This window comes from Amycolatopsis sp. NPDC059027 (assembly GCF_042739735.1).
Classification (GTDB): domain Bacteria; phylum Actinomycetota; class Actinomycetes; order Mycobacteriales; family Pseudonocardiaceae; genus Amycolatopsis.
The window spans coordinates 99432-118587 of sequence record NZ_JBHYIK010000003.1; the positions used below are offsets into that span (position 1 = coordinate 99432).

18 protein-coding genes and 1 other RNA gene are annotated in these 19156 nt (G+C 69.8%); 7 read left to right on the plus strand and 12 right to left on the minus strand.

Features of this window, described 5'->3' with window-relative positions; all coding sequences use genetic code 11:
- Positions 1-51: 51 nt before the first annotated feature.
- The 3 genes from ACFWY9_RS02930 to ACFWY9_RS02940 form a co-directional block, all read right to left on the minus strand.
- Entirely contained in the window at positions 52-2031 is a 1980-nt protein-coding gene (locus tag ACFWY9_RS02930; RefSeq protein ID WP_378338007.1) for a DUF6541 family protein, read from the minus strand.
- A 69-nt stretch (positions 2032-2100) separates the two neighbouring features.
- A complete protein-coding gene (locus ACFWY9_RS02935; protein WP_378326885.1) occupies positions 2101-3423 on the minus strand; it encodes a lipopolysaccharide biosynthesis protein in 1323 nt (440 codons plus the stop codon).
- Complete coding sequence (locus ACFWY9_RS02940) at positions 3420-4436, minus strand: glycosyltransferase family 2 protein (protein ID WP_378326886.1); 1017 nt, start codon at positions 4434-4436, stop codon at positions 3420-3422. The genes ACFWY9_RS02935 and ACFWY9_RS02940 overlap by 4 nt, the downstream gene beginning before the upstream one ends.
- 64 nt (positions 4437-4500) lie before the next feature.
- On the opposite strand from ACFWY9_RS02940, the gene ACFWY9_RS02945 reads away from it, so the two are divergent.
- Positions 4501-5610 (plus strand): UDP-N-acetylglucosamine 2-epimerase, encoded by a 1110-nt coding sequence (locus ACFWY9_RS02945; RefSeq protein WP_378326887.1) that lies wholly within the window; start codon positions 4501-4503, stop codon positions 5608-5610.
- Between the two features lie 573 nt (positions 5611-6183).
- Here the strand turns inward: ACFWY9_RS02945 and recR are convergent.
- Both recR and ACFWY9_RS02955 read right to left on the minus strand, forming a co-directional pair.
- Positions 6184-6780, minus strand: a complete 597-nt coding sequence (gene recR, locus ACFWY9_RS02950; RefSeq protein ID WP_378326888.1) for a recombination mediator RecR — start codon at positions 6778-6780, stop codon at positions 6184-6186.
- Positions 6781-6787: 7 nt separating this feature from the next.
- The gene (locus tag ACFWY9_RS02955) at positions 6788-7147 is read right to left on the minus strand and encodes a YbaB/EbfC family nucleoid-associated protein (RefSeq protein WP_378326889.1); all 360 of its coding nucleotides are present in this window, start codon (positions 7145-7147) and stop codon (positions 6788-6790) included.
- Positions 7148-7259: 112 nt separating this feature from the next.
- Between ACFWY9_RS02955 and ACFWY9_RS02960 the strand changes: the two genes are divergently transcribed.
- The gene (locus ACFWY9_RS02960; RefSeq protein ID WP_378326890.1) at positions 7260-8051 is read left to right on the plus strand and encodes an N-acetylmuramoyl-L-alanine amidase; all 792 of its coding nucleotides are present in this window, start codon (positions 7260-7262) and stop codon (positions 8049-8051) included.
- Here ACFWY9_RS02960 and ACFWY9_RS02965 read toward each other — a convergent pair.
- Positions 8039-10192 carry a DNA polymerase III subunit gamma and tau gene (locus ACFWY9_RS02965; RefSeq protein ID WP_378326891.1) on the minus strand — a complete coding sequence of 718 codons (2154 nt, stop codon included), beginning with the start codon at positions 10190-10192 and terminating at the stop codon, positions 8039-8041. The two genes, ACFWY9_RS02960 and ACFWY9_RS02965, sit on opposite strands and share 13 nt — an antisense overlap.
- Before the next feature lie 44 nt (positions 10193-10236).
- On the opposite strand from ACFWY9_RS02965, the gene ACFWY9_RS02970 reads away from it, so the two are divergent.
- The 4 genes from ACFWY9_RS02970 to ACFWY9_RS02985 all read left to right on the plus strand — a co-directional run bounded on the left by ACFWY9_RS02970 (position 10237) and on the right by ACFWY9_RS02985 (position 12229).
- Positions 10237-11112, plus strand: a complete 876-nt coding sequence (locus ACFWY9_RS02970; RefSeq protein ID WP_378326892.1) for a spermidine synthase — start codon at positions 10237-10239, stop codon at positions 11110-11112.
- Positions 11113-11217: 105 nt separating this feature from the next.
- Positions 11218-11841, plus strand: a complete 624-nt coding sequence (locus tag ACFWY9_RS02975; RefSeq protein WP_378326893.1) for a nucleotidyltransferase domain-containing protein — start codon at positions 11218-11220, stop codon at positions 11839-11841.
- Position 11842: 1 nt separating this feature from the next.
- Complete coding sequence (locus ACFWY9_RS02980; protein ID WP_378326894.1) at positions 11843-11968, plus strand: hypothetical protein; 126 nt, start codon at positions 11843-11845, stop codon at positions 11966-11968.
- The gene (locus ACFWY9_RS02985; protein ID WP_378326895.1) at positions 11969-12229 is read left to right on the plus strand and encodes a hypothetical protein; all 261 of its coding nucleotides are present in this window, start codon (positions 11969-11971) and stop codon (positions 12227-12229) included. It abuts the gene before it with no gap.
- 20 nt (positions 12230-12249) lie between these two features.
- On the opposite strand, the gene ACFWY9_RS02990 is transcribed toward ACFWY9_RS02985, so the two are convergent.
- A complete protein-coding gene (locus ACFWY9_RS02990; RefSeq protein WP_378326896.1) occupies positions 12250-12882 on the minus strand; it encodes a TetR/AcrR family transcriptional regulator in 633 nt (210 codons plus the stop codon).
- Positions 12883-12979: 97 nt separating this feature from the next.
- Here ACFWY9_RS02990 and ACFWY9_RS02995 point away from each other — a divergent pair, with 97 nt between their 5' ends.
- Positions 12980-14617, plus strand: a complete 1638-nt coding sequence (locus tag ACFWY9_RS02995) for an FAD-dependent monooxygenase (protein WP_378326897.1) — start codon at positions 12980-12982, stop codon at positions 14615-14617.
- 187 nt (positions 14618-14804) lie between these two features.
- Here the strand turns inward: ACFWY9_RS02995 and ffs are convergent.
- From ffs to ACFWY9_RS03020, 5 genes are all read right to left on the minus strand, one after another.
- An RNA gene (gene ffs, locus ACFWY9_RS03000) (signal recognition particle sRNA small type) lies at positions 14805-14899 on the minus strand.
- Positions 14900-14928: 29 nt separating this feature from the next.
- Positions 14929-15477, minus strand: coding sequence for an ATP/GTP-binding protein (locus ACFWY9_RS03005; protein WP_378327001.1), 549 nt, complete (start codon positions 15475-15477; stop codon positions 14929-14931).
- A 34-nt stretch (positions 15478-15511) separates the two neighbouring features.
- Complete coding sequence (locus tag ACFWY9_RS03010) at positions 15512-15889, minus strand: DUF742 domain-containing protein (protein WP_378326898.1); 378 nt, start codon at positions 15887-15889, stop codon at positions 15512-15514.
- A 100-nt stretch (positions 15890-15989) separates the two neighbouring features.
- The gene (locus ACFWY9_RS03015) at positions 15990-16424 is read right to left on the minus strand and encodes a roadblock/LC7 domain-containing protein (protein WP_378326899.1); all 435 of its coding nucleotides are present in this window, start codon (positions 16422-16424) and stop codon (positions 15990-15992) included.
- Positions 16421-19156, minus strand: a complete 2736-nt coding sequence (locus tag ACFWY9_RS03020; protein ID WP_378326900.1) for a nitrate- and nitrite sensing domain-containing protein — start codon at positions 19154-19156, stop codon at positions 16421-16423. Before ACFWY9_RS03020 ends, ACFWY9_RS03015 begins: the two co-directional genes overlap by 4 nt.

Genomic DNA, 19156 nt, shown 5'->3' on the forward strand with positions numbered 1-19156 from the left:
GGTCACGGAGGCCGCCGGTGCTGTCACAGACACGGGATCCACTCTAGCTTCTTACTTGCCGTGAGCAGTTCCGGACCCGGGCGCGGCCCCGGCCGCGACGACGTCGCGCATGCCCTCGATCTCGTAGACCGAGGCGTCGTCGTTGTGGAAGACCCGCTTGAACCCTGGCGTGCTGTCCAGCCGCTCCAGGCCGACCGCGCGCCGGTCCGACGCGTCCTGGGTCACCATGCCCCGGCCGACCACGACGTACCGCACCTTCTCCTCGGCGAGGTCCTTACGCACCGTGGGGTTCTTGTTGATGTCGTTGAGGTAGACCGTGAGGAATCCGGCCGTGCTCTCGAACGGCGCGCCGTAGAACGTCCATTCGACCGGGGTGACACCGGCGAGGGCGTACATCCACACCGAGCCGTCCTTGCGGTCGTTCATCACCTTCTCGCCGGGCCCGACGTGCTGGGCGAGCCAGGCGTACGCCTCTTCTTCCTTCTTGGACACCGTGGGGCCGTCGCCGTAGTTCCGCCCCAGCGCCGACGAGTTGCGCCCGATGTAGGCGCCCTTGCTGAGCCCTCCCATGACCAGGCCGATCACCAGCGCGGCCACGATCGCGACCGTCGCGGGCTTGAAGTTCGGCTTGCGGCGTTCCACGAAGCCGGCGAACTTCTCCGCGCCGGTGTTCACGAACTCACCGACCGCGACCGCGCCTGCCAGCGGGACGAGCGCGGCGATGCGCCAGTGGTCGTTGTAGAAGATCCCGGTCAGGGTGTGGACGAGGTTGGTCTCCAGCGACACCGTCGCCGCGAAGAGGCCGCCGAGCAGCACGTACGCGGCCACCATCCACAGCATGCGGCGGTGCTTGACCATCAGGAAGATCCCGATGATCGCCGGGATGCCGATCCACCACTGCGGGAACGCGGCCATCGGCGAGAAGGTGATCGTCTCCCCGATCCCGCCGGTCACGGTGGCCTCGGAGGCCCACCACGCGCTCGTGACGCCACCCACGTTGTACAGCGAGGGCAGCACGACGGGCACGCCGAGCACGACGGCCAGCCCGACTGTCGCGATCAGGGAAGCCGCGGAGCGCCGCCAATCGATCTTCTCGAACTTGAAGACGACCGCGAGCAGGATGAGCAGGAAGTACAGGATGACGACGAAGACGACGCTGGTGTGCAGCCCGGCCAGGCCCGCGACGCCGACGCCGATCGCGACCGGCCCCGCGATGCCGCGGGGTTCGAGGATCAGGCGCGCGAGCGCGAGCATCGCCGGGATCATCGCCACACCGGCGACGTAGGGCCACAGCGGACCGCGCCACAGCGAGTCGTACGGGAACGAGGTGAACCAGGTCGTGACGGCGGCCGCGGCGGCGACGCCGATCGCGGGCATGCGCCAGGTGTTGCACATCGCCGCGACGCCCAGCGGCACGGTGAGGATGACCGCCAGCACCGCCAGGTTCAGCGTCGGCATCATCGTCAGGCCGCCCTTGCCGAAGACGAGGGCGAGCAGCGCGTGGTAGGTGTCCGGATAGAAGTAGTGGGTCTCGTTCGGGACGTTCGCGATCGTGCCGACCGTCGAGGGCCGCGCGTCACCGTGCTCGGCGATCCAGCGGACCAGGTTGCCGTGGAACGGCGCGTCCCAGCCCTGCTGGACGCGGTCGATCGCGTGCGTGCCGCGCAGGAAGGTGATGGTGCCGACGACCATGCCGGCCAGGACGCCCAGTCCGATCAGGACGTGGTCGCGCAGCGAACGCTTCGGCCTGTTCTCGTCCTGTTCGGCCCATTCCGGATGACGTCGTGCGGTGAACCGGTTCACGGCAAACGCCAGCGCGAAGCCGACGACGGAGAGCACGACTGTCCACAGTGCTACGTCGAGCATGTCCCAGCGGATGCCGAGACCGCCGAGCACCGGGATGCCGAGCGCGACGATCCCGAACGTCAGCAGCGGCGCGGCGGCGGCGAGTGTCCAGCCACGCAGCCTGATCGCCGCGCCGAACACCAAGCCCGGCAGCCAGAACGCGAGCAGAACGAGAACTACATTCATCGAATTCGCTGTCCCAACTTCACCAGCGTTACGCGCCGTCCCCACGGACGGCGCAGACCCGCGGCCACATTACTGTGACGCCTCATCGCCACTCGCGCTGGCCGGTCGGCGCAGGACGAACACGAGCACGACGGCCAGGCCGACGGTCGGCCCGGCGCCCAGCCCGACGACCGCGCGGAGGATGGCGTCGCCGGGGAAGAACAGCAGGATCAGCGCTGTCGTCAGGGTGACCGACGCCCAGGTCAGCAGCACCTTGTTGGCCTGGGTCCGCGCCACGAGCACGGCGGCCATGAGCTGCATCGCGGTCAGCAGGACGGTGCCCCAGACCAGGCCGGTCATCCACCAGGCCTCGGCCACGAAATTGGCGCCGAACAGGAGCTTGATGAGCCACGGGCCGATCAGGAAGCCGACCAGCGCGCCGACCGCCGCGAGCACGAGGGTGCCCAACGTGCCGACGGCGAGCATGCGCCGGAGCCGGTGCATGCCCTCGGCGGTGCTGGAGAGCCGGACCGCGGTGGGCACCGCGAGCGCCTGCAACGGGGAGAGCAGCAGCAGCGGCACCCGCGCGACCATCAGCGCGGCGGCCAGCACCCCGAACTTCGTCTCGTCCGGGGTGGGCGCCAGGAGCTTGATCAGCGTCGGGTAGCCGCCGATCACCGCGGCGGCGAGCCCGGACCCGATGAGCAGCAGCACGATCCGGCCGATGAGCGGGCGCCAGGCCTCGCCGTCGAGATGCGGGTCGACCAGCTGGGTGACCGGGCGCGCGAAGACCAGCCAGGCGAACGAGCCGAGCGCGGCCGCGATGGCGAGCGGCACCAGCCCGGTGATTCCCGCGACGACGACCGCGCCGAGCCCGGCAATGCGGACGACCGCCTCGGCGATCACCAGCCAGGAGTACGACCTGATCCGGTTGTGCCCCATCAGCAGTCCGCGCGCGGAGAACTGGCAGGCGAACGAAATGGCGCCGCACAGCACGATGATCGCCAGCTCGGTGTGTCCTGAGTAGACTCTGTCGCCGATCATCGGCACGAGCGTGAGCAGAGCGATCGCGGTGACGATGACCATGCCGATCGTCATCGCCCTGATCGACGACTTCCCGGCCTTCTTCCCGTCCAGCGCCGCCACCGCGGACTGGCGGGAGATTTCCTGCTCCAGCGGCGAGAGCGCGCTGCCGAGGCCCATCAGCAGGCCCCAGAACGAGCTGAACACGCCGTAGTCGGCGGGGCTGAGCAACCGGCCGATGACAAGCGTCAGGACGTAGCCGAGGCCGATGGCGATCAGCAGGGAGAGGCCGACTTTTCCGGCGGACTTCCCGGTGTCCTTGGCGAGCGCCCTGCCGTCGACGCCTGCCGCGTTGCCGGTGCTGTCGGTGTTGTCGGTCACGGTGCTCATCGGCGCAGCCGGGCACGCAGTGCCATCACCAGGCCACGGATCGCACCCGCCCCGAAGCCCGCGGCGAACACCGGGGTGAGCTGGGCGACCGCGCGGGCCTCCGCCTTGGTCGCGCCGAACCGGGTCACCGCGGCGCCCGCGGCGGCCGAACCGGCGGCGGCGAGCGCGACGGCGGTCTTCGGACGCTTGGCGGCGACGCCGAGGCCGAGGAGTCCGAGACCGAACGCGGCGAAGAGGCCATTGCGGGCGGGGCCGGGCGAGGCGAGGTAGGAGTCGACGAACGTGGTGCCGCGGAAGTACGACTGCGCGACGAACTTCTTGAAGGAGTCGCGGCCGTGATAGGTCGCGGAGAACTCCGGGGCGAGATGGATGCGGTGCCGCTCGGCGATCCAGCGCAGGACACCGGTGTCGTCACTGGCGAAACGCACGTCGTCGAAAAGGGAGACGAAGGCGTCGGATGCCTCTTCGAGGACCTTGCGCGGCGCGGAAAAGAATCCGGTCCCCTTGGGGAAGACGTCGAATTCCTCGATTCCGAACGACATCAGCCGCGGGTTCGCGCAGTAACGGCGCCAGGGGATCTTGACCAGGCCCGCCATGAAACCGGCGTAAGGATTGTGTTCGGACGCGACGTTGATGTGCCCGTTCCAGACCGCCCTGTCCGGGTGATCGCGGAGCTGGTCGCGCAGGAAGGTGAGCGAGCCGGTGTCCACGATCACGCGGCTGTCGAGCAGCAGGATGTGCTCGCCGGAGGCCTTCGCGATGCCCGCGCGGCGGGCCTCGAAGCGGCCGCTGTTCGGCTGCGACAGCACCGTGATGCCATGCCGTTCGCGCAGGTCGTCGAGCCTTTCCGGGGTGGCGTCGGTGCTGCCGTCGTCCACCACGACGACCTCGACCGGCCACTGCGCGGCCCGTGCCGAGGCGATCAGGGCGCCGACGCTCTCGGCGATCCAGTCCTGCTCGTTGTAGACCGGGATGACGACCGACAGCCTCGGGAGGAGCGTGTTGGCACTCACCGGGCCGAGGCTACGCGATAACGGGGGACCAGTATCCTTCGGGCACCGCAACACCCGACCAGAAATGGGCCCTACGGTGATTTCCTTCATTCTCGGCACCACCGCGGAACTGATCAAGATCGCGCCGGTCTACCACGGGATCGCCGAACGCGGCGTGCGGCCGAAGATCTGGTTCACCGCGCAGCACGTGGACGAGGTCGCCGACGTGCTCGCCGATCTGAACATGCCGGAGCCGGACGTCTGGCTGGTGCCGCAGGACAAGGCGCACAACCTCGAGTCGCCCGCGCAGGTGCCGGGCTGGGCCGCGCAGGTGCTGCGCACCGCGTGGAGCCGCCGCGCCGAGCTGCGTGCCGCGCTGACCGAGGACGGCCGTCCGCCGCTGGTGCTGGTCCACGGCGACACGTTCACCACGCCGTACGGCTCGCTGATCGGCAAGCGGATCCTGAAGTCGCGCGTCGGGCACGTCGAGGCGGGTGCGCGGTCGGGCAGCATCCTGTCGCCGCTGCCCGAGGAGCTGAACCGCAAGATCGCGGCGAAGATCGTGGACATCCACTTCGCGCCGAGCGCGCGCGAGGTGAACAACCTGCGCAACGCCCGCGGCGTCGTCGTCGACACCGAAGCCAACACCGCGATCGACGCGATGCGGCTGGCGATCGGGCAGCCGCTGGACGTACCGAACCTGCCGGAGAAGTTCGGCCTCGCCACACTGCACCGCTTCGAGCTGGTGTCGCGCCCGGACAAGTACCGCGAGGCGCTGGAGATCCTGCGCGAGCAGAGCCGCAAAATGCCGATCCTGTACATGGCCGGGGCGCCGGAGCGCGAGAAGATCCGCGCGCTCGGCATCGGGAACATCTTCGACGACCAGTTCATCGTCCAGCCGAAGATGCGGTACCTGAAGTTCCTGCCGCTGGTGGCCCGCGCCGAGTACGTCGTCACCGACTCCGGTGGCCTTTCGGCCGAGTGCTACTACCTCGGCCTGCCGTGCGCCGTGCACCGCGAGCGCACCGAGACGCCGCAGCACCTCGGCGAGACGGTCGTGCTGACCGAGATGCGCGGCGACAAGCTGCAGAACTTCCTGGACACCTACCAGAACCGGCGCGGCGAATCCTGGATGGACAAGTACCACCCGTCCGAGATCGTCGTGAACACCCTGGCACAGCTGGGCTACTGCTGAGAGTTCCCGGTTTTGGAGCGGGCCCACATGCGGCCGCGACGATGCTGTCGGCTTTTGTCCGAAGTGGACGGAGGAGGGGTTCGGGATCCCCTGGGTATACCCCCACCCTCCCGGGGGCACCCCTGCAACCATCGTATCGCCGTGGGGGTGTGCGGAGGGGGTGCTCGGCGAATCTGTGGATGGCCGGGACCGTTGTGGACAACTCCGACGGGAAGGCGTTCCGGGGCCGTGAATGCCACATCGAGGGGCTCTGAGTCTCCCGGGCTCGGCCGGAGCCCGTGGAGCAGCGTGGTGAGTGGCGGCCGGGTGCTGAAGGACGCCTTCAGTGCGTTAGCCGTGCTGAAGGACGCCTTCAGTGCATCGAGCGCATCGAAGGCGTCCTTCAGCACATGCCGACCGCCGGAAGCAGCTCACCGCATCCTCGCTGCGTCCCGAACGCTCCGTTCGCGACGTTGAGCGTCCCGAACGACGCGTTCGCGACACCCGACCCGGCGCCACCCGCACGCGAAAAGTCCGTGGGGGCCTCCTTGAGTGACCCAAAGTCACTCAAGGAGGCCCCCCGCGGACCAAAAACTAGAGCGCGCGGCGGCCGGAGAGAGCGCGGCCCAGGGTCAGCTCGTCGGCGAATTCGAGGTCGCCGCCCATGGGCAGGCCCGACGCCAGCCGGGTGACCGACAGGCCGGGGAAGTCCCGCAGCATGCGCACGAGATACGTCGCGGTGGCCTCACCCTCGGTGTTCGGGTCGGTCGCGATGATCACCTCGGTGACGTCCGCTTCGCCGATCCGCGCCAGCAGCTCACGCATACGCAGCTGCTCCGGCCCGATCCCCGACAGCGGGTCGAGCGCCCCGCCGAGCACGTGATAGCGGCCCTTGAACTCGCGGGTGCGCTCGACCGCGAGCACGTCCTTGGGCTCCTCCACGACACAGATGACGCTCAGATCGCGTCGCGCGTCGCGGCAGATGCGGCAGGTCGCCTGCTCGGCGACGTTGCCGCAGATCTCGCAGAACTGCACGCCCTCCTTGACCTTGCCGAGCACGTCCTGCAGCCGCGCGATGTCGGCGGGATCGGTCGCCAGCAAGTGGAAGGCGATGCGCTGCGCGCTCTTGGGCCCGACCCCCGGCAGTCTGCCGAGTTCGTCGATCAGGTCCTGGACGACACCTTCGTACACCGGGCTGTCAGCCGCCGAAGCCGAGGGCGCCGAGGTCCGGCATACCGCCACCGCCGCCGAGGCCACCCGCGAGCGGGCCCAGCTTCTGCTCGGTGAGTTTCTGCGCGCTGGCCGACGCGTCCCGCACCGCGGCGACGACCAGGTCCGACAGCGTCTCCACGTCGTCCGGGTCCACCACCTTGGGGTCGATCGCCAGTGTCTTGAGCTGACCGTCGCCGGACACGGTCGCGGTGACCAGCCCGCCGCCCGAGGTACCGGTGACCTCGGTCTTGGCCAGCTCGTCCTGCGCTTCGACCAGCTTCTGCTGCATCTGCTGGGCCTGCTGCATGATCTGCGACAGGTCGAAGCCGCCGCCGGGTTGCACCATGATCCGCACGATCCTCTCTGTCTGTGTCCTCCCAGGGTAGCCGCGTCCGCGGGTCCCCCGGTCGAGGCCGCCCAGGGTGTCTTGACCGGCGAAGCGGATCCGCTGTGGCACCGTGGTCGCCGTGCGACACCGCGTGACCTCTCCGCTGCTGGTCTCGTGCCTGCTGCTGGGCGCCTGCGGAACCGGCGACGTCGCCGCGCCACCCGCACCGAAGACGTCGCCCAGCACACCGGCGACCACGACGACATCGGCGCCGCCGGAGCGAGTCGTGGTGCTCGATCCCGGACACAACGGCGGCAGCGCCGCGCACCTCGCCGAGATCAACCGCCTTGTGCCCGCGGGACGCGGCAGGACGAAGCCGTGCAACACCACGGGAACGTCGACGAACGCGGGCTACCCCGAGCACGCGTTCACCTGGGACGTCGCACAGCGGGTCGGCACTGCCTTGGGCGCCAAGGGAATCAAGGTCGTCTACACGCGTCAGGACGATTCCGGCGCCGGACCGTGTGTGGACCAACGGGCCGCGACCGGGAACGACGCGAACGCCGACGCGGTCGTGTCGATCCACGCCGACGGTTCGAATTCCGCGGGCGCGCACGGCTTTCACGTGGCGTACTCGTCGCCGCCGCTGAATGACGCGCAGGGTGAACCGGCAGCGAAACTCGCGCGAACAATGCGGAACACCTTGCGGGACAAGGGTTTCAGCACCGCGAACTACATCGGCGCCGAGGGTCTCGCACCCCGCGACGATCTGGCGGGCCTGAACCTCTCGACCCGCCCGGCCGTGCTCGTCGAATGCGGGAACATGCGCGACGCCACCGAAGCGGCGGCCATGACGAGCGCGGACGGACGTCAGCGCTACGCCACGGCGATCGCCGCCGCCATCGAGGCCTACCTCGGCTGATCCAGCGGCCGCGCCCCGAGGTGGTCGGAGATCAGCTTGTGCGCGATGTCGTGCGGGTCCTCCTCCGGCGGCGGTGGCGGAGCGGGCGGCGCCGGGCTCGCGTCCTCGGAGTAGAGCTCCTCGTCGTCCTCCATCGGCTCCGGCGGGAGCGGGATGTCGGGCTCGGCAGTCGTCACCTTCGGCCGCGACGGCGCGGCAGGCTCCGGTGCGGGACGGCTCGGCGCGGGACGACTCTGCTCGGCGGGCGCGGGTGCGGCGGCCGCCGATGGGCGCGTGAACGACCGCTCCGGCGCGGGCGCCGCCTGCTGTGCGGGCTGCGCCGCGGGCCGGGCGGGTGCGGCCGCCGCGGCGGCGCCGTGCACGCACCGCACCTGCCACTCACCCGGGACGACGGTCTTCAGTGCCCCGGCGATCTTCTGCGCGTTGGCCTGATCGGACAGCCGCCGGGCGAGCGGTTCGGACTTGTGCGTCAGCGTGACGACCAAGCCCTCGACGCCGACCACGGTGGCCTGCGTCAGCATCGCCTCGAGGCTGCGCCCACCAGGGACCTGCCGAAGCGCCGACAGCAGCTGTGGCCAGGCGGTGCGCAGGGCAGCGGCGTCCAGCCCGCCGGACTCCGCCGGTGCGGCGGACTCTGCGGCCGGCGCGGCAGCGGGTTCGGCCGCGCGCGGTTCCGGCTGTGCCACGGGCCGCGACGGCGGCGCGCTCGCGGGAGCAGGGGCAGGCGGAGTCTGCTCGGCGGCGGGCGCCGCCGAGGGACGGGTGAACGACCGCTCCGGCGCGGGAGCCGCCTGTGGCGTGGGAGCGGGCTCCGGTGCCGGACGAGCCGGGGCCGCGGGCGCGACGGCCTGCGGTGCCGCGGGCTGGGCAGGGGCCGCGGGCTGGGCCGGTGCGGCCGCGCGCTGGGAAGGACGCTGGAACTCGCGCTCCGGCGCGGTGCGCGCCGGAGCCTCGGCACCCGCTTCACCGCCGCCACCCGCGACCGGCCCCCGGCGTTCGAGCCGCTCGATCCTGGCCAGCAACGCCTTTTCCGCGTCGGTGACCGAAGGCAGCAGCATCCGCGCGCACAGCAGTTCGAGCACCATGCGCGGCGAGGTCGCGCCGCGCATCTCCAGCAGTCCATTGTGGACGATGTCGGCGTAGCGGGACAGCGTGGCGAGTCCGACGCGCTGCGCCTGCTCGTCCATCCGCTTGAGCTCGTCGTCCGGCGCGGATACCAGGCCCCGCGAGGCGGCGTCCGGCACCGAACGCATCAGCACCAGGTCACGCAGCCTGTCGAGCAGGTCGGTCGCGAACCGGCGTGGATCGTGCCCGGCGTCGGCGAGCTTCTCCACCGTGGAGAACACGGTCGCCGCGTCCTCCGCGGCCAGCGCGTCGACCATGTCGTCGATCAGCGCGACGTCGGTGACCCCGAGCAGCGCGACCGCGCGGGAGTAGGTGACGCCATCCGGACCGGCCCCGGCGAGCAGCTGGTCCAGCACCGACTGCGTGTCCCGCGCCGAGCCGCCGCCCGCGCGGACGACCAGCGGGTACACCGCGGACTCGACCTGTGCGCCCTCGTCCGCGACGTTGCGCTCCAGCAGCTCACGCATCGAACTCGGCGGAATCAGCCGGAACGGGTAGTGGTGCGTCCGCGAGCGGATGGTGGTGAGCACCTTGTCCGGCTCGGTCGTGGCGAAGATGAAGATCAGGTGTTCCGGCGGCTCTTCCACGATCTTCAGCAGCGCGTTGAAGCCCTGCGTGGTGACCATGTGCGCCTCGTCGATGATGAACACGCGATAGCGCGATTCGGCGGGCGCGTAGAAGGCCTTGTCCCGCAGTTCGCGCGCGTCGTCGACACCACCGTGACTGGCGGCGTCGAGCTCGGTGACGTCGACACTGCCCGGCCCCTCCGGCGCGAGCGCCTTGCAGGAATTGCATTTCCCGCACGGGTCGGGTGTCGGCCCCTCGGCGCAGTTCAGCGAGCGCGCCATGATGCGCGCGCTCGACGTCTTGCCGCAGCCGCGCGGACCGGAGAACAGGTACGCGTGGTTGATGCGACCCGCGGCGAGCGCGGTGCGGAGGGGTTCGGTCACATGCTCCTGACCGACGACCTCGGCGAAGGTCGCCGGACGGTACTTGCGGTACAGCGCGAGAGCCACGTCGCGAGGGTACCGGTAGGGCACGACACAACTAGGCTCGCCCGGTGAGCCATGCCCGATCAGCCCGCAACCGGCCCACCCGGCAGGCCCATCCGACCCCGGGCGAATACCCCGTCCGCTTCGGCATCGCGGAACTGCTCCGGGACGCCGACAACGCGAATGCCTGGCTGCTCTCGGTGGACGGCGTAGCCCAGTCATATGTCGACCTCGATGATCCGACGAACCTGGAGTTCGATTACGTCCGCCGGATCGCCGACGTCGTCGACCATCTCCCGCCGGGCCCGCTCGACGCACTGCACGCCGGTGGCGCCGCGTGCACGCTGCCCCGCTACGTCGCCGCGACCCGGCCCGGCTCACGCCAGCACGTCTTCGACGCGGACGGCGAGCTGGTGGAACTGGTCCGCACCCAGCTCGGCCTCAAAGTGCCGAACCTGCGCGTCCGCGTTTCGGACGGCCGCGCCGGGGTCGCCAGCCGCCGCGACGCGACCGCCGACGTCATCATCGCCGACGCCTTCGAGAGCGCGAAACTGGCCGGTGGCCTGGCGACCGTCGAGTTCACCGCCGACGTCGCGCGGGTTCTGCGCCCGGCCGGGACGTACCTCGCGAACATCACCGACGGCCCCGGGCTGCCGTTCGCGCGCCGCTTCATCGCGACGCTGGCCGAGGTCTTCCCGCACGCTCTTCTGCTGGCCGAACCCGCCGTGCTGCGCGGCCGCCGCTTCGGCAACCTCGTGTTCGCCGCCTCGCGCGTGGACCTCCCGGTCGCCGCGGTGGCCGCCCGGACCGCGTCGTCGCCCTTCCCCGCGCGCTGCGTAAGCGACGCCGAACTGCGCAAACTCCGCGGCAAGGCCACGCCGATCTTCGACGACGCGCCGGCGGAGGCACCCGCGCCGCCCGACGACGTCCTCGGTCTGTTCTAGGCCAGCGAGCTACCGCTTATAGGCGGACTATAGGCCGCCTATCTGGCCTATAGTCCGGCTACCTGTACTATAGTTGGCACATTCGACGAGCGGGGGAGGTACTCGATGGACCTGGGCCGACCGCTGTCGACAGTCACTCCCACACTCGATGGCGATGTCCTCGCCGTACTCGCCAACCATGACGCCATCTTCACCACCGGGCAGTTGCACCGTGTTCTGCCCCGCCACTCCGAGGAAGGCATTCGCAAAGTCCTGCGGCGCCTGACCAAACAGGGCGTTGTCCTGGCCGACCGGGTGGGCAACGCGTTCGCGTACCGGCTCAACCGTGACCACCTGGCCGCCGAACACATCGTCGGGCTGGCCCAGCTTCAGAAGGCTCTCCTCAAGCGCATCGAGGAGCGGCTGGGCTCATGGCGGATGCCGCCGGTGTATGCCGCGATATTCGGCTCGGCCGCGCGGGGGTCCATGACGGCGGAAAGCGACATAGATCTTCTCCTGGTGCGGCCGGACGACGCTGACGAAAACCAGTGGGAAGCACAGGTCGACGCCTTGGTGACCGATATGTCCCGCTGGGTCGGCAACGACATCCGGCCGCTGGAGTTCACTGCCGGCGAAGTGATTTCCCGCGGGCACGACGAGCCTGTCCTCCGCGACGTGGTTCGCGACGGCCTCACTGTGCTGGGCAGTCGCGCCTGGCTTGCCCGGCAATCGCGAGAGACGAAGACCTGAGATGCGAACGAAACCGTGCGACGCGACGATCCGGCGCGGCCGGATGCAGAAGGCCGACCAGTTCCTGACGGCGGCGGACATGATCCGTGATCTCGCCGGCGACCATGAAGACATCGCCGACGCGTAAGTGACCCTGTGCGTCCACGCCGGCATCGCGGCCTCGGACGTCATCTGCTGTGCCGGCCTCGGCGAATACGCACAGGGCGAGAACCACGAGGAAGCGGTCAACCTGCCGGCAAAGGCCGACAAAGTCGCGACCAAGCACCTGAGAACCCTGCTCAAGCTGAAAACCAAAGCGAGCTACAGCCACACCCCCGCAACACCTGACGAATTCAAGCGCGCCGGGCGCGCTGCCGATTCCCTGGCGGAAACCGCCCACCGCTCGTAACGCTGTCCCGAGGAGTACCGCTATGCGGGGTCGAGACCCAGGAGCCGGGTCACGATGGCGACCTGATCGGCGTAATGGCGGATGAACTCGGGTGACCGGGGATCGACCTCGCAGACACCCTCGATGACGTGCGGCAGTGTGGTGGTCGCCATCGCCCCGGCCATGAGCATGATCATCAGGCAGGCCGGGTCCACCTCGGCGGGCAGCTGCCCGGACTCCTGCAGGGCGCGGATCCCGTCGACGCTGCGCCGCATCCGCTCCGCGCGCCGCACCTGGTCGGGGTCGTCCTGCGGGCCGCTGTACTCCAGGCCGCCCCACGCGAACAACCGGACCCCGTCCGGGTTCTTCAGCGCCTCCAGCGCGTACTGACGAATCCCTTCGGACGGCTTCATGTCCGAGGTCACCAGCTCGTTCTCGTACTGCCACCAGCTGTCCGAAAGCGCCTGGTAGAGGCCTTCCTTGCCGTCGAAGTAGTACGAGATCAGCTGCTGGTTGACCCCGGCGCGTGCCGCGATCGCGCTGATCCGCGCGCCCGCGAACCCGTGCCGGGCGAACTCGGCCGCCGCCGCGTCCAGGAGGAGTTTCCTGGTGCGTTCCGGATCGCGCTGCCGTTCCTGTGGCTTGGGTGACCTGCGGGCCTTCGAAGGGGACACGCCCGGGACTATACCTGCACTTGGCACTATCAACTATACGAACCACTCAATCAAACAAACGATTGACACAGTGATGCAGTCACTTGATTATGGAGACATGAGCGAACCACAGCAGACCGCCGTCCTCGTCGCCGGCGGCGGCACCACCGGCCTGTCCACTGCACTTTTCCTTGCGAGACAAGGAATCCGCCCGATCCTGGTCGAGCGGCATCCGTCGACGGCGATCATGCCGCAGGCGCGGGCGTTCAACCCTCGCACGATGGAGATCTACCGCGCACTCGGCTTGGAGGAGGACATCCGCGCCCGCACGTCGATCCTGGCCGACCTGCCGGGGATGATCGGCGCGGCCACCCTGACGGGTGAAGAACGCTTCCGCGTGGAGGTGCTCGACCAGCTCCGGCCGCCGGCGGAACTCAGCCCTGCGGACTGGGGACTGGTCGACCAGGACGATCTGGAGGACGTCCTGCGCATCCACGCCGAACGCAGCGGCGCCGACGTGCGCTTCGGCACCGAACTGATCTCGCTCGACTCCGGCACCGATGGGGTCATGGCCGTAGTACGCAAGGACGGCGTCGAATACTCGATCCGCGCCGATTACCTGGTCGCCGCCGACGGCAACCGCGCCGGCATCCGCGAACGACTCGGTGTCGGCGCGGACGAACTCTCCCCACGAGGTCACGTCCTGTATTGCCTCTTCGAGGCCGACCTCACCGAGGCACTGCGAGGGCGCCGGTTCCTGCTCGCCTACCTCGACCAGCCGAGGACCGGCACGGTGCTCGTACCGATGCGCCAGCTCGGGCGCTGGATGCTGGGGATGCCGTACGACCCGGCGAAGGGGGAAAACCCGGACGATTTCACCGAAGAACGCTGCGTCGAGCTGGTCCGCACCGCGGTCGGGAAGCCGGATCTCGACGTCAGGCTGGTACCGCCGGTGCCCGGATGGCGCCAGAAGGTCTCGCACAGCACCAGCGGCGCCTGGATCGCCCAGCGATTCCGCGACGGCCGGGTGTTCTTCGCCGGCGACGCGGCCCACGTCATGCCGCCCGCGGGTTCCTACGGCGCCAGCACCGGGATCGCCGACGCGCACAACCTGGCCTGGAAACTCGCCGCGGTGCTCAACGGCCAGGCGGACGAGGCGCTGCTGGACACCTACGAGCAGGAACGCCGCCCGGTCGCCAGGGTCACGCTGGAGCAGTCGATCCGGCTGTTGAACCTCCGCTACCAGGGAACCACCGAGGAGGTCTCGGCCGCCGAGGACCTCGCCGTGACCTTCGGCTACCGCTACACCTCACCAGCCATCCTGACCGAACCGTCCACTCCGGACACTTCCCTCACTCCAGTCGCGAACCCCAGCACCTTCACCGGCCACCCCGGCCTGCGCGCACCCCACGTCCGCCTCACCCAAGGCGACACCGAACTGTCCACAATAGACCTCTTCACCAACGCCTTCACCCTGCTCGCAGCCCCAGATGGCGGGCAATGGATCCCCGCGGCCAAGACAGTGTCGGACGACCTCACCCTCGACCTGCACATCCACCACATCGGCACCGACCTGCAGGATCCCGAAGACCGCTTCACCACCGCCTACGGCCTGACCCGCACCGGCGCCACCCTGATCCGCCCCGACGGCTTCGTAGCCTGGCGCTCCCCCACCCGCCCGGACACCCCCCAAGAGGCCCTGCACCAGGCCCTACGCCGCATCCTGGCCCTCTATAGTCCGTCAATGCCACATTGAGGGACTCTGATTCCCTCAATGTGGCATTCACGGACTACGGCAAAAGGAAGGCCAGGGCCGCCAGGCCCGAGGCCGCCAGGCCGGGACCACGCTGGGTCGGGAGTTGCCGCACCGTGGGGGTCCGGGGGGTCGGCCCCCCGGGTAGACACCCGGGTGGGCGGCCTCAGCGAAGTCGCGAAGCGACGAGTATAGGGGACCCCGCACACCCGCCAGAGCCTGCTTATCCTTGCTGCCTTCCGGCCCTGGGGAGGTTCACAGGGTGGACGCCGCGCGGGGTCCGTCGCCCAGTGTAGCGGTACACCAGGAGCGGCCTACGGGGCACCCGCCGCGGCGCGCGCCCGGTTGAACGTGTTGTGCAGGACGGCGAGCAGTGCGTCGCGGACGGACAGCTTCTGCCGGGCGTCGAACGTGATGATCGGGACGTCCTCGCCGACGGCGAGTGCCCAGCGGATGTCGTCGAGCTGGTGCGCGAGGGAGCCGTCGAACATGTTGACGGCGACGACGAACGGCAGCCCGGCCTTCTCGAAGTAGTCGACGGCCGGGTAGCAGTCGTCCATGCGCCGGGTGTCGACGATGACGAGCGCGCCGAGCGCCCCGTTGACGATGTCCTGCCACATGAAGCCGAAGCGGTCCTGGCCGGGGGTGCCGAACAGGTACAGCTTGATCTCTTCGTCGATGGTGATGCAGCCGAAGTCGAGCGCGACGGTGGTCGTGGTCTTGGCCGGGACGTGCCCGGTCCGGTCGACGCCGGTGGCGACCGAGGTGATCGCGGCCTCGGTGGTCAGCGGCTTGATCTCCGAGATGGCGGACACGGCCGTCGTCTTGCCGACCCCGAAGCCGCCCGCGATGACGATCTTCACCGGGGCGGGTGGGCGGGCGGTGGCGCCCGCGGGGTCAGCGTATGGCGTTGAGTCCACTAATGATCCTTTCGATCATTCCGAGATCGTGGGAGACGTGGTTGCCCGGTCTTCGGACGACGACGTAGCCGAGCGCGGCGAGATCGGCCACCAGCACCCGCGCCACCCCGATGTGCAGGCCGAGCAGCGCCGCGATCTCCGCGACCGACATCGTCTTGCGGCACAGCGAGACGATCTCGCGCCGTTCGAAGGTGAGTTTGGGATGCGAGGCGGCGCCGAGCCTGCTGGTCAGCACCTGCGCCTCGATTTCCAGCGTGTGGTCGACGGGCTGGGCCCTGCCCGCGGTCAGCAGGTAGGGCCGCAGCAGGGAAACCCCGGTGTCCTCCAGGCCGGGCGACGGATCGTCGCCGTTCATGCGATCGACTCGCTTCGCGAGGCTGTGTCCAATTCCCCCTGGCGCATGATGTCTGTGATTCGCTCGCAAGCATCGCTCATGGACGTCCTCCTCATCCGCGCTACATCCCGACGGTGTTCTTGAGCTCCTCGATCAGCCCGGGTGTGAGCACTTCGGTGGCGCGGTTGGCGAACATCGCCATCTCGTACGCGATGGTGCCCAGGCTGGACTGCTTCCCGGCGAGGACACCGAGCGAGCAGCCGATGCTGATCGTGCTGACGAGCAGGTAGCCCCGCTCCAGCTCGATGATGACCTTGTCCGGGGCGCCGAGCGGGTGACTGTCGGAGACGCCGTTGGCGAGGCCGAGCATCGCCGAGGAGATGGCGGCGAGGCGGTCGGCGTTGGACCGCTCCAGTTCCGACGACATCGCGATCAGCAGCCCGTCGGCCGACACCGCGATGGCCGCGATCGCGCCAGCGGTGTTCTGGGCGAACCGGTTGACCAGCCAGTTGAAGTTCTTGGCCTCAACGCTGACGCCGGGTGCGGGTGTGGTCATTTCGTGCTCTCTTCCATCGGATCCGGCCGTACTGCGGCCTTGGCCAAACCTGCGGTGAACGAGTCGAAGGCCGCCCGTTCCGCGTCGGGGTCGCGTCGCGGCCACGCGGCACCGGCCGACGGTGACGTCACCGGCTTCGCGTGCCGGCGGGGCGCCGCCTGTTGCCGGAGGCCGGGAGCGAGCTGGGCTCCCGGCACGCGGCGGATGAGCCCGCCGCGTTCGAGCGGTTGTGCCGGTTGTGCGGTCATCGTCGGCGGCGAAGGTGCGACAGGCGCTGGTGCGACAGGCGCTGGTGCGACAGGCGCTGGTGGCGCGACAGGCGTCGGCGCGGCATGTTTTGCCGGTGCCGGTGCCGGTGCTGCGGCCGGTGCCGCGGACGCCTTCGCGAAGCCTTCCTGGAAACCGTCGAGCGCGTGGCGGGCGGCGTCCGGGTCGTGCCGTGGCGTGGTTTCCGGCGCGGGTGCGGGCGCCGCGGCACCGGGGAGCTGTGCTCCGGCGACCCGGCGGCGAAGGCCGCCTCGACGCTCTTCGACGACCGGTTCATCGAGAACCGTCGTGGTGTTCTGCATCCGCGAACCGACCGAGGGAATGTGGCCGGGCGCCGACTGGTCGGTCTGGCGGAACCACCGGAATCCGTGCCCCTGCCTGGCCGCCGGGACAACGAGCGCGGGAATCGCGGGCATCGGCAGTTCGGTGGGTTCCTCGCGCTCGACGCGGACGGACACCGGCGCCGCGTGCTCCACAGGGGCGGGCACCGGGGCCGGCGCGGGCTCGACCGGCGCCGGGATCCCGGTCGTCGGCAGCGGCCTCGGTGTCTGGTGGGTGAACAGCGAATGCGGGATCCGCACCCGCGCGGTCACGCCGCTTCCCGGCGTCTCGTCGAGGTCCACGGTGAGCGCGTGCCGCCGCGCGAGGCGGCCGACCACGAACAGGCCGAGCACGCTCGTCGGCGCGAGTTCGAGCCGTTCGCGTTCCACCAGCCGCCGGTTTTCCTCCGCCAGCCGGTCCTTGGTCATCCCGATCCCGTGGTCGACGATGCTGACGACGCACGAGCCGTCCTCGTCGAACGCGGTGCGGACCTCGACCACCGAACCCGGCGGTGAGAACGACGTCGCGTTCTCCAGCAGCTCGGCGCAGATCAGCACGAGATCCGCGCCGAAGGCCGAGTTCAGCAGGATCTCGGCCACCACACTGAGGTGAACCCGTTGGTAGTCCTCGATTTCCGCGAGCGCCGAGCGCAACGCGGTGGACAGGTCGACGGGCCCGGCGATGCGTGACTCGTCGGAAGTACCGGACACGACAAGCAGGTTGTCCGCGTTGCGCCGCAGGCGAGTCGACAAATGGTCGAGCCGGTAAAGCCGTTCGAGCAGCTGGACGTCCTGCTCGTTGCGTTCGAGTTCGTCGACGAGCGCCAGCTGGCGGCCGACCAGGTTCTGGGTGCGCTTGGCGACGTTGGCGAACATCAGGCTGGTGTTGCGCCGGGTCAGCGCCTGGCGTTCGACCAGGCTGGACGCGGTGGTCTGGACCCGGTTGAACGCCTCGGCGAGCTTGCCGAGTTCGTCGGACGACGCGACATCGATGGTCGCGAGCTGCGGCTTCTGCTCCTCGTCACCCTCGGTGTCGGTGACCCGCACCAGCTCGGTGTCGGCGAGATCGGCGACCGAGGTCGCGGCGGAGGTCAAGCGGCGCAACGGATCCGCGATCGAGCGGCTGACCGCGATGGCGAGCAGTGCGACCAGTCCGAAAAGGACGGCCGCACCGGCGCCGACCGCCCACACGAGACGGGTGGCAGCGTCGGCACGCGCGGACGCCGCGGCGGTGATCTGGCTGATCACTTCGTCCTGCGCGTGCTTGCGCTGGTTGGACTGCCCGTCGGCGGTAGCGAGGACGTCGCCGACGTACGACTCGGTCCGCGCCTGGTTTCCCGTGGGAGGCACAGAAGCCGCGAGGTCGTCGATCTTGCGGGCGGCGTCGCCCTGGTCGACCTTCACCGCCAGCGCGGCCTGGGCGACGTCGGCCTGCTGGACGAACCGCTCGGTGAAGATCGGCCCCTGGAACGTGGCGTCGCCGAGCACGGTCCGGCCCGCCTCGGGGGACACCGCGGACACGATCAAAGCCATACCGCGCAACGAGTTCTCCTCGTTCGCGCGCAGCAGCGCCTCGAGCGCGGAGAGCTGGCGGTTGCCGTCCGCGTCGCCGGTGGTCTGCGCGGTGAGCCGCAGCGAGTCGATGACCGCGCCGATGACGGCGTGGTAGGTACGCGCGACGCCGTCCAGCGAAACACCGCGGCGCACCGCGTTCTGCCGCAGCTCCTGGAGCGAGCCGATCCGGACCAGTGCCGCGGCGAGTTCGTCCGGCGCGTCCGGGCCGAGCGCGGCACGCACCTCGTTCACCGTCGAATCGACGGTGCGGCGCTGACGCGTCATGTCACCGTCGCCGGCCGACGGCGACGCGACGTAGGCCGCGGTGAGCAGCCGTTCGCGCTGGAGCTGCCAGATCAGGCCACCGAGCTGCTCGGCCTGCCGCGCCACGTCCGCCGTCTGGCCCGCCGAACGCGCGCTTCCCGCCTGCATCACCACGAACGGGACGGAGACCAGCAGCACCGCTGCCAGCGGTGGCAGGAGGAGCAGGTTCAGCTTGCCGCGGATTCCCAGCCTGCCCAGGAACTTCTTCACCCCGGACCGGCCACGAATCCGGGCCGTGCGCCCCGGCTTCGTCCTGCCGTGCCTCAT

Excerpts from the sequence above, each read along its gene's own strand:
- ACFWY9_RS02945 (WP_378326887.1), top strand. The coding sequence starts at position 4,501 with ATGGGCCCTACGGTGATTTCCTTCATTCTCGGCACCACCGCGGAACTG.
- ACFWY9_RS02955 (WP_378326889.1), bottom strand. The coding sequence starts at position 7,147 with ATGGTGCAACCCGGCGGCGGCTTCGACCTGTCGCAGATCATGCAGCAG.
- ACFWY9_RS03020 (WP_378326900.1), bottom strand. The coding sequence starts at position 19,156 with ATGAGGCACGGCAGGACGAAGCCGGGGCGCACGGCCCGGATTCGTGGC.
- ACFWY9_RS03015 (WP_378326899.1), bottom strand. The coding sequence starts at position 16,424 with ATGACCACACCCGCACCCGGCGTCAGCGTTGAGGCCAAGAACTTCAAC.
- ACFWY9_RS02935 (WP_378326885.1), bottom strand. The coding sequence starts at position 3,423 with ATGAGCACCGTGACCGACAACACCGACAGCACCGGCAACGCGGCAGGC.
- ACFWY9_RS03010 (WP_378326898.1), bottom strand. The coding sequence starts at position 15,889 with ATGAACGGCGACGATCCGTCGCCCGGCCTGGAGGACACCGGGGTTTCC.
- ACFWY9_RS02980 (WP_378326894.1), top strand. The coding sequence starts at position 11,843 with ATGCGAACGAAACCGTGCGACGCGACGATCCGGCGCGGCCGGATGCAG.
- ACFWY9_RS02995 (WP_378326897.1), top strand. The coding sequence starts at position 12,980 with ATGAGCGAACCACAGCAGACCGCCGTCCTCGTCGCCGGCGGCGGCACC.
- ACFWY9_RS02930 (WP_378338007.1), bottom strand. The coding sequence starts at position 2,031 with ATGAATGTAGTTCTCGTTCTGCTCGCGTTCTGGCTGCCGGGCTTGGTG.
- ACFWY9_RS02975 (WP_378326893.1), top strand. The coding sequence starts at position 11,218 with ATGGACCTGGGCCGACCGCTGTCGACAGTCACTCCCACACTCGATGGC.